Below are 7,544 nucleotides of genomic sequence, written 5' to 3' on the forward strand. Positions count from 1 at the left end.
CTCTAGCGCCGCGCTCGCGGGTGCGCGGACGTGTAGACGTCCCGGAGCGTGTCCGCCGTCACCAGCGTGTAGATCTGCGTCGTCGCCACCGAGGCGTGCCCGAGGAGCTCCTGCACCACGCGGACGTCGGCACCGCCCGCGAGCAGGTGGGTCGCGAAGGAGTGCCGGAAGGTGTGCGGCGAGATCTCCCGGTCCAGCCCGGCCTTCTCGGCGACGGCGCGGATGACCAGCCAGGCGCTCTGCCGCGACAGGCGGCTCCCGCGGACCCCCAGGAAGAGCGCCGGCGTCGCGCGCCCCCTCCGCGAGAGCTCGGGCCGCGCACGCACGAGGTACTCGTCGACCGCCTCGCGGGCGAAGCGGCCGAGCGGCACCATCCGCTGCTTGGACCCCTTGCCCGTCAGCCGCACCACCTCCGCGGCGACCACGTCGTCGACGTTCAGGTCCACCGCCTCCGAGATGCGCGCGCCCGTCGCGTAGAGCAGCTCCAGCAGGGCCCGGTCCCGCAGGTCCGCGAGCTCCTCGCCGCGCGCCGCGTCGAGCAGCGCCGCCATCTGCTCGACCGTGACCGCCTTCGGCAGGGTCATCGGGATCTTCGGCGGCACCACGTCCCGGGCAACGTCGTCCGCGACGACCCCCTCCTCGAGGGCGAAGCGGTGCAGCCCTCGGACGCTCGAGAGGATCCGTGCGCGCGAGCTCGCCGCGAGCGGCCGCTCCGGGCGTGCGGCCAGCCAGGAGGAGAACTCCCCCACGTCGACCCGTCCGAGCTGCGCCAGATCGACGGTCCCGCGCTCCTCGAGCCAGCCGAGGTAGAGCTCCAGGTCGCGCCGGTAGGCCGCGAGCGTGTGCGCCGAGAGCCCGCGCTCCACGCTCGCCTGCCGGAGGTACGCCTCGGCGCAGGCGCGGGGACTCACCCCCGGGGGTGGCGGACCCGCGGGTGGCGCGTCCACGGCGAGGACGCGTCGCCCAGCCCGTCCCAGCCGCGCGAGCGGAACGCGTGCGCCGCGAGCACCGCGATCGTCAGCGAGGGGTTCTGCACCCGGCGGGCGAGGACCGCCTCGACCGCCTCGTCCAGCGGCACCCACCGCAGCTCCATGTCGGCCTCCTCCGCCTCGCGGTCGAAGGCGGAGCCTGTGGACGAGAGCCCGCGGGCCAGGTAGATCCGGATGACCTCGTCGCTGCCGCCCGGCGAGGTGGCGAACTCCGAGAGCAGGTCCCAGCGCTCGGCCTGCAGGTCCGTCTCCTCGCCCAGCTCCCGCTGAGCGGCGACCAGGGGATCCTCGCCCTCGACGTCGAGCAGGCCGGCCGGGATCTCCCACTCGCGGGTGCGGACAGGGTGCCGATACTGCTTGATCAGGGCGACGCGGTCCTCGTCGTCGAGGGCCAGCACGGCGACGGCTCCCGTGTGATCGAGGAACTCCCGGCGCAGCTCGCCGCCGCCGTAGCGGAACGTCTCGGCGCGGACGCCCCAGACCATCCCGTCGAAGACGCGCTCACTGGTCAGGACCTCCGGCTCGACGAGCTCGTCCGACAGCGGCTCACTCATCGGCGCCCGCCTCCGATGCCGGGAAGAGGCGCGAGGCCTCCTGGCGCTCGAGGGCGGCGGTCACGAGGCCGCGGAAGAGCGGGTGCGCGGCGTTCGGGCGCGAGCGGAGCTCCGGGTGCGCCTGCGTGCCCACGTAGTAGGGGTGCTTCTCGCGGGGCAGCTCGACGTACTCCACGAGGTGGCCGTCGGGCGAGAGGCCCGAGAACCAGAGCCCCGCCTCGGCGATCCGGTCGCGGTAGCGGTTGTTGACCTCGTAGCGGTGGCGGTGGCGCTCGGCCGCCTCAGGTGCGCCGTACACCTCGGCGACGATCGAGCCCTCGGCGAGCTCGGCCGTGTAGAGGCCGAGGCGCATCGTGCCGCCCATGTCCCCGGACGCGAGGATCTCGACCTGCTCGGCCATCGTCGCGATGACGGGGAACTCCGTCTCCGGGTCGAACTCCGACGACGAGGCCCCCTCGAGGCCGGCCTCGTTGCGGGCGTACTCGATGACCATGCACTGCAGGCCGAGGCAGAGCCCGAGGGTCGGTATCCCGTTCTCCCGCGCGAAGCGCAGCGCGCCGAGCTTGCCCTCGATACCGCGGATGCCGAAGCCGCCGGGCACGCAGATGCCGTCGAGCTCGGAGAGCGCCTTGGCCGCAGCCTCGGGGTCCTCGAGCCCGTCGGAGGCGATCCAGCGGATGGCGACCTTCGTCTGCTGCGCGAAGCCGCCGGCTCGCAGGGCCTCCGTCACGGAGAGGTAGGCGTCGGGCAGGTCGATGTACTTCCCGACCAGGCCGATGGTGACCTCGTGCTTGGGCTCGTGCACGGCCTCGAGCAGTCGCGACCAGCCGTCCCAGACGACCTCGCCGGCCGGGAGGCCCAGCTGGTCGATGATGTAGGCGTCGAGGCCCTGCTCGTTGAGCATCTGCGGGATCTCGTAGATCGACGCGACGTCCTTGGCGTTGACCACGGCCTGCTCGTCGACGTCGCACATCAGCGCGATCTTGCGCTTGTTCGACTCCGACACGGGCCGGTCGCTCCGCAGCACCAGCGCATCCGGCTGGATGCCGATCGAGCGCAGCGCCGCGACGGAGTGCTGTGTGGGCTTGGTCTTCTGCTCGCCGGAGGCGCCCATGAAGGGCACCAGCGAGACGTGCACGAAGAAGACGTTGCGGCGGCCGAGCTCGTGGCGGACCTGGCGGGCCGACTCGATGAACGGCTGGCTCTCGATGTCGCCGACGGTGCCGCCGATCTCGGTGATGATGACGTCCGGCTGCGGGTCGTCCTCCGACTGGAGGCGCATGCGCCGCTTGATCTCGTCCGTGATGTGCGGGATGACCTGGACCGTGTCGCCGAGGTACTCGCCGGCGCGCTCCCGCGCGATGACCCGCGAGTAGATCTGGCCGGTCGTGACGTTCGCGGCCTGGTTCAGGTTGATGTCGAGGAAGCGCTCGTAGTGGCCGATGTCGAGATCGGTCTCGGCGCCGTCGTCGGTCACGAAGACCTCGCCGTGCTGGAACGGGTTCATCGTCCCCGGGTCCACGTTGAGGTACGGGTCGAGCTTCTGCATGACGACGCGCAGCCCGCGCGCGGTCAGCAGGTTGCCCAGGCTCGCGGCCGTGAGTCCCTTGCCGAGCGAGGAGACGACACCGCCGGTGACGAAGATGTGCTTCGTGATCTTCGAGGGGGCGTCCTGCCCGGCCGTCGAAGCGTTCCGGGTCGAGGACCCGGAGGAGCCCTCGGGATCCGAGGGAGAAGAAGAGGAAAGGCCCGCGTTCGTAAAGTCCACCACGGGGTTCCACCGTAACAGCAGAACGGCGGCGGCGGACCGCCCGGGACGGATCGATGTCGTCCCGGGCCGCTCGCGATCAGCCCCTTCGGCTCGATTCGAGGAGCTCCCGCGCATGAGCGAGAGCGTTGGCGGAGTCGGTGAGCCCCGAGAGCAGGCGCGCCATCTCGGACACCCGCTCCTCGGAGTCGAGCTGCGTCACGGCGCTCGAGGTCACCGCGCCGTCCGAGCCCTTCTCGACGCGGAGGTGGTTCGTGGCGAATGCGGCGACCTGCGCGAGGTGGGTCACCACGATGACCTGCGACGTCTCGGCGAGCCGCGCGAGCCGTCGGCCGATCTCGATCGCCGCTGCTCCGCCGACCCCCGCGTCGACCTCGTCGAAGACGAACGTCGGCACCGGGTCGTTGGCGGCGACCACGACCTCGATCGCCAGCATCACCCTCGAGAGCTCGCCGCCCGAGGCTCCGCGGGCGAGGGGCCGGGGTGCGGCCCCGGTGTGCGGCTGGAGCAGCATCTCGACGGAGTCGCGCCCGTGGACGCTCGGCTCCCCCGCGGCCGTCACCTTCACGTGCAGGCGCGCATCCGCCATGGCCAGCGCGGTGAGCTCGTCGCTGACCCGCTCCCCCAGCTCGGCGGCCGCCGCGGTCCGCAGCTCGGTCAGCCGGGTCGCGAGGCGGTCGACGAGGTCCGCGTCGGCCGCGGTGTCGGCCTCGAGAGCCGCGATCCTCTCGTCGTCGCCGTCGAGCTCGAGCAGGCGGAGTCCGGAGGAGTCCACCAGGTCGAGCACGTCGTCCAGCGTCGGTCCGTAGGTGCGGGCGAGCAGGGACAGCTCCGCCCGCCGGTTCTCGATCAGCTCCAGGTCGTGCGCGCCGTCGAGGTCGAGCTCCGCCAGGTACGAGGAGAGCCCGCCGGCGGCGTCGACGAGGAGCACCGCCGCCTCGCCGAGCGTCTGGACCGTCGGCTGCAGGGCGGCGTCGTGCTCGGCCGCCCGCTCCAGCACGCGCCGCGCCGTCTCGAGGAGCCCGAGCGCGTCCCGCCCGTCCAGCTCCTCGGACGAGATCGCCTCGCGGGCCTCGCCGGCGGCGAGTCGGAGCTGCTCGATGCTCCCGAGCCGGGCGGACTGCGCCGCGAGCTCGACGTCCTCCCCGCGCTGGGGGGCGACCACCTCGATCTCGGCGAGGGCGGAGCGGAGCCGTTCGGCTTCGCGGGCGCGCGTCTCCCGGGCCTCGGTGAGCGAGTCGAGCTCCTCCCGGTTGGCCCGCCAGCGCTCGAAGGCGCTCGCGTAGTCGCGGAGGGCGTCGGCGAGACCGGGTCCGCCGAACCGGTCGAGCGCCTCGCGCTGCGCCGCGGCGGAGCGGAGGCGGATCTGGTCCGACTGCCCGTGCACGACGACCAGCTGATCGGCGAGCTCACTCAGCACGCTGACCGGTGCGCTCCGGCCGCCGACGACGGCTCGCCCGCGTCCCTCCGCCGAGACCGAGCGCGCGAGGAGCAGCTCCGGGCCGTCGAGATCGCCGCCGGCGTCGTGGACCCGCTCGGCGACCGGGCCCTGCTCTGGGACCAGCCAGCGCCCCGACACCCAGGCCTGCTTCGCTCCCGAGCGCACCGCGGACGCGTCCGAGCGCGCGCCCAGCACGAGGCCGAGCGCCGTGACCACCATCGTCTTGCCGGCGCCGGTCTCGCCGGTGACCGCGGTGAAGCCCGGTCCGAGCGGGAGCGTCGCCTCGGCGATCACTCCGAGGTCGCGGATCTGCAGCTCTTCGAGCATCGGGCCTTACTCCGTCTCCGCCGACCCCCGCCATCCGCGGATGGGGAGACCGAACTTGTGCACGAGTCGATCGGTGAAGGGGGCGTCGTGCAGGCGCGCGAAGCGCACGGGCACGGGCGAGCGCCGGTAGACGACGCGCGCTCCCGGCGGCAGCTCGTAGGCGCGCCGGCCGTCGGCCCAGAGGACGCCGACGCCGTCGGTCCTATCCTTGACCTCGACGGCGAGGCTCGACGACGGGCCCACGACGAGGGGCCGCGCGAAGAGGGCATGGGCACTGAGCGGAACGAGGAGCATCGCCTCGACGGTCGGCCACACGACGGGGCCGCCCCCGGAGAAGGCGTAAGCGGTGGAACCGGTCGGAGTGGACACGACGATGCCGTCGCAGCCGAAGCTCGACAGCGGACGTCCGTCGACGCCCACCATGACCTCGAGCATCCGCTCGCGGCTGCCCTTCTCGACCGTGGCCTCGTTGAGCGCCCAGGTCTCGTAGACGACGGCCTCGTCGATCTTGACGCGCACCTGCAGGGTCATCCGCTCCTCGACCGCGTAGTCGCCGTCGAGCGCACGGGCGACGGCGTCGTCGAGATCGTCCCGCTCGCTCTCGGCGAGGAACCCGACGTGGCCGAGGTTCACGCCGAGCAGAGGGGCCGTCCCGGACCGGACGATCTCCGCCGCGCGGAGGATGGTCCCGTCCCCGCCGAGCACGAACACGAGCTCGATGGACTCGAGCGGCACGTCGGACCCGAGCACGGCGACGTCGCTCAGATCCGGAGCGACCGCGACGATGTCGCCCTTGTCGTCGGCGCAGAGGACGGGGTGGGCGCCGGAGTTCCGGAGACGCTCGACGACGAGGACCGCCGCATCGAGGGAGTCCGTCCGTCCGGTGTGGGCGACGACGAGGATGTTGCGCTCGTCACGAGGGGACTGCATCGAGGGTGTGTCCTTCTGGTCGATCGACAGCGGCGGACACGATCGCGTCATCCGGTGGTGAGCGCGGTGACCGCGTCCCTCCATTCTGTCGGAATCGTTCCGCGGTCGCGGTGGAGGTGCGCCAGATACTCACGATTCCCAGCGCCCCCCGGGAGTGGCGACTCGGCCAGGCCGACGACGCCGAGCCCCAGGTCCCACGCCGACCACAGGACGTCCGAGAGGGCCTCGCGACGCAGCTCGGGATCCCGGACGATCCCCTCCCGCACTCCCAAGCGGCCGACCTCGAACTGCGGCTTCACCAGCACCACGAAGTCGGCGAGCGGATCCACAGAGGCGGCGACCGGAGGCAGAACCATCCGCAGGGAGATGAAGGACACGTCGGACACGACCAGGTCCGGGACGATCTCGGTCCTGGCGGCTTCGGCGAGCCGGGCGGCGGTGAGATCCCGCGCATTGAACCCCTCCACCACGTGGACGCGATCGTCGGACCGGATCCGGGGAGCGAGCTGCGCGTGCCCGACGTCGAGGGCGATCACCGAGGCGGCGCCGCGCTCGAGCAGGACCTGCGAGAACCCGCCCGTCGACGCCCCGACGTCGAGAGCGTTCCGGCCGGCGACTCGCACCGTCACGAAGGTGTCGAGGGCGGCGAGCAGCTTGTGGGCGGCCCGGCTGACGTAGTGGTCGAGGCCGGCGACCGCGACGTCCTGATCGTCGCGGACGCGGATCGAGGGCTTCAGTGCAGGGACGCCGTCCACCGTCACCAGACCGTCGGCGATCATCCGAGCGGCATGGGTGCGGGACCGGGCGATGCCCCGCTCGGCGAGAGCCGAGTCGAGTCGCGAGTCTTCGGTCATCGGTCGCGGTCCGCGTTCTCGAGTCGGATGCGCAGCTGCTCCTGCAGCTGGACGTATCCGGCTGCCCTTTTGTCGAGCGGAGTCTGCTCGATCCGGAGGAGCTCGTCTGACAGGACGTGTTCCTCCACGACGTCGAAGTCGTTCTGGAGCGGCCTCGATTCCGGAGAGGGCGTCGGGTCGTGCTGAGTCATCGCTGCTCCTCGTTCCGGAGTCGGGCGACGACGGTCATCGTCGCTCCGGCCGGTATTGTTCGTCCTCGAACAGAGACCGACCGGTTAAACAGCGATGGCCACCCATCTCTGGGTGGCCATCGTGAATGGTGTCCGGCGGTGTCCTACTCTCCCACAGGGTCCCCCCTGCAGTACCATCGGCGCTGAGAGTCTTAGCTTCCGGGTTCGGAATGTGACCGGGCGTTTCCCTCTCGCTATGGCCGCCGTAACCCTGGCGACACACGCACCCGAGGGCACATGGTCAAATCTGGGTTACACGCCGTGCGTGTATTCAATTGTTCCGCTCCTCCCGAAGGAGGATGCGGGGTGCCCGTCTTCTGGGAACCACAAAGTGGACGCAAGCAATCTCTGGCCACTCCTACCAGCCTTTACAACGGTATGAGTGTAGTGATTATCAAGTTATCGGCTTATTAGTACCGGTCAGCTCCGACAGTCTTTAGTCCTGTCTTCC

General features: G+C 71.4%; 7 protein-coding genes and 1 rRNA gene. All 8 read right to left on the bottom strand.

Annotation, left to right across the window (positions count from 1 at the left end):
- Nucleotides 1-2 precede the first annotated feature (2 nt).
- The 8 genes from xerD to rrf all read right to left on the bottom strand — a co-directional run bounded on the left by xerD (nucleotide 3) and on the right by rrf (nucleotide 7,301).
- Nucleotides 3-911, bottom strand: a complete 909-nt coding sequence (xerD, locus tag C5C74_RS06210; protein WP_104238573.1) for a site-specific tyrosine recombinase XerD — start codon at nucleotides 909-911, stop codon at nucleotides 3-5.
- On the bottom strand, nucleotides 908-1,543 hold the full coding sequence (locus C5C74_RS06215) for an NUDIX hydrolase (RefSeq protein WP_104250719.1): 636 nt from the start codon (nucleotides 1,541-1,543) through the stop codon (nucleotides 908-910). The genes xerD and C5C74_RS06215 overlap by 4 nt, the downstream gene beginning before the upstream one ends.
- The gene (locus C5C74_RS06220; protein WP_104222604.1) at nucleotides 1,536-3,200 is read right to left on the bottom strand and encodes a CTP synthase; all 1,665 of its coding nucleotides are present in this window, start codon (nucleotides 3,198-3,200) and stop codon (nucleotides 1,536-1,538) included. Before C5C74_RS06220 ends, C5C74_RS06215 begins: the two co-directional genes overlap by 8 nt.
- A gap of 190 nt (nucleotides 3,201-3,390) precedes the next feature.
- Complete coding sequence (gene recN / locus C5C74_RS06225) at nucleotides 3,391-5,079, bottom strand: DNA repair protein RecN (protein ID WP_104250718.1); 1,689 nt, start codon at nucleotides 5,077-5,079, stop codon at nucleotides 3,391-3,393.
- Between the two features lie 6 nt (nucleotides 5,080-5,085).
- Nucleotides 5,086-6,009: an NAD kinase gene (locus C5C74_RS06230; RefSeq protein WP_104351163.1), complete on the bottom strand. Its 924-nt coding sequence runs from the start codon at nucleotides 6,007-6,009 to the stop codon at nucleotides 5,086-5,088.
- A 47-nt stretch (nucleotides 6,010-6,056) separates the two neighbouring features.
- Nucleotides 6,057-6,863, bottom strand: a complete 807-nt coding sequence (locus C5C74_RS06235) for a TlyA family RNA methyltransferase (protein WP_104351164.1) — start codon at nucleotides 6,861-6,863, stop codon at nucleotides 6,057-6,059.
- Nucleotides 6,860-7,054 (bottom strand): hypothetical protein, encoded by a 195-nt coding sequence (locus tag C5C74_RS06240; RefSeq protein WP_104351165.1) that lies wholly within the window; start codon nucleotides 7,052-7,054, stop codon nucleotides 6,860-6,862. Before C5C74_RS06240 ends, C5C74_RS06235 begins: the two co-directional genes overlap by 4 nt.
- Nucleotides 7,055-7,184: 130 nt before the next feature.
- A 5S ribosomal RNA gene (gene rrf / locus C5C74_RS06245) occupies nucleotides 7,185-7,301 on the bottom strand.
- Nucleotides 7,302-7,544 lie beyond the last annotated feature (243 nt).

It is taken from the genome of Rathayibacter sp. AY1E8 (assembly GCF_002931415.1).
In the GTDB taxonomy this organism is placed as follows: Bacteria; Actinomycetota; Actinomycetes; order Actinomycetales; family Microbacteriaceae; genus Rathayibacter.

What these genes read in the sequence shown, in the direction of transcription:
- C5C74_RS06215 (WP_104250719.1), bottom strand. Translation starts at nt 1,543, where the DNA reads ATGAGTGAGCCGCTGTCGGACGAGCTCGTCGAGCCGGAGGTCCTGACC.
- recN (WP_104250718.1), bottom strand. Translation starts at nt 5,079, where the DNA reads ATGCTCGAAGAGCTGCAGATCCGCGACCTCGGAGTGATCGCCGAGGCG.
- C5C74_RS06230 (WP_104351163.1), bottom strand. Translation starts at nt 6,009, where the DNA reads ATGCAGTCCCCTCGTGACGAGCGCAACATCCTCGTCGTCGCCCACACC.
- C5C74_RS06235 (WP_104351164.1), bottom strand. Translation starts at nt 6,863, where the DNA reads ATGACCGAAGACTCGCGACTCGACTCGGCTCTCGCCGAGCGGGGCATC.
- C5C74_RS06240 (WP_104351165.1), bottom strand. Translation starts at nt 7,054, where the DNA reads ATGACTCAGCACGACCCGACGCCCTCTCCGGAATCGAGGCCGCTCCAG.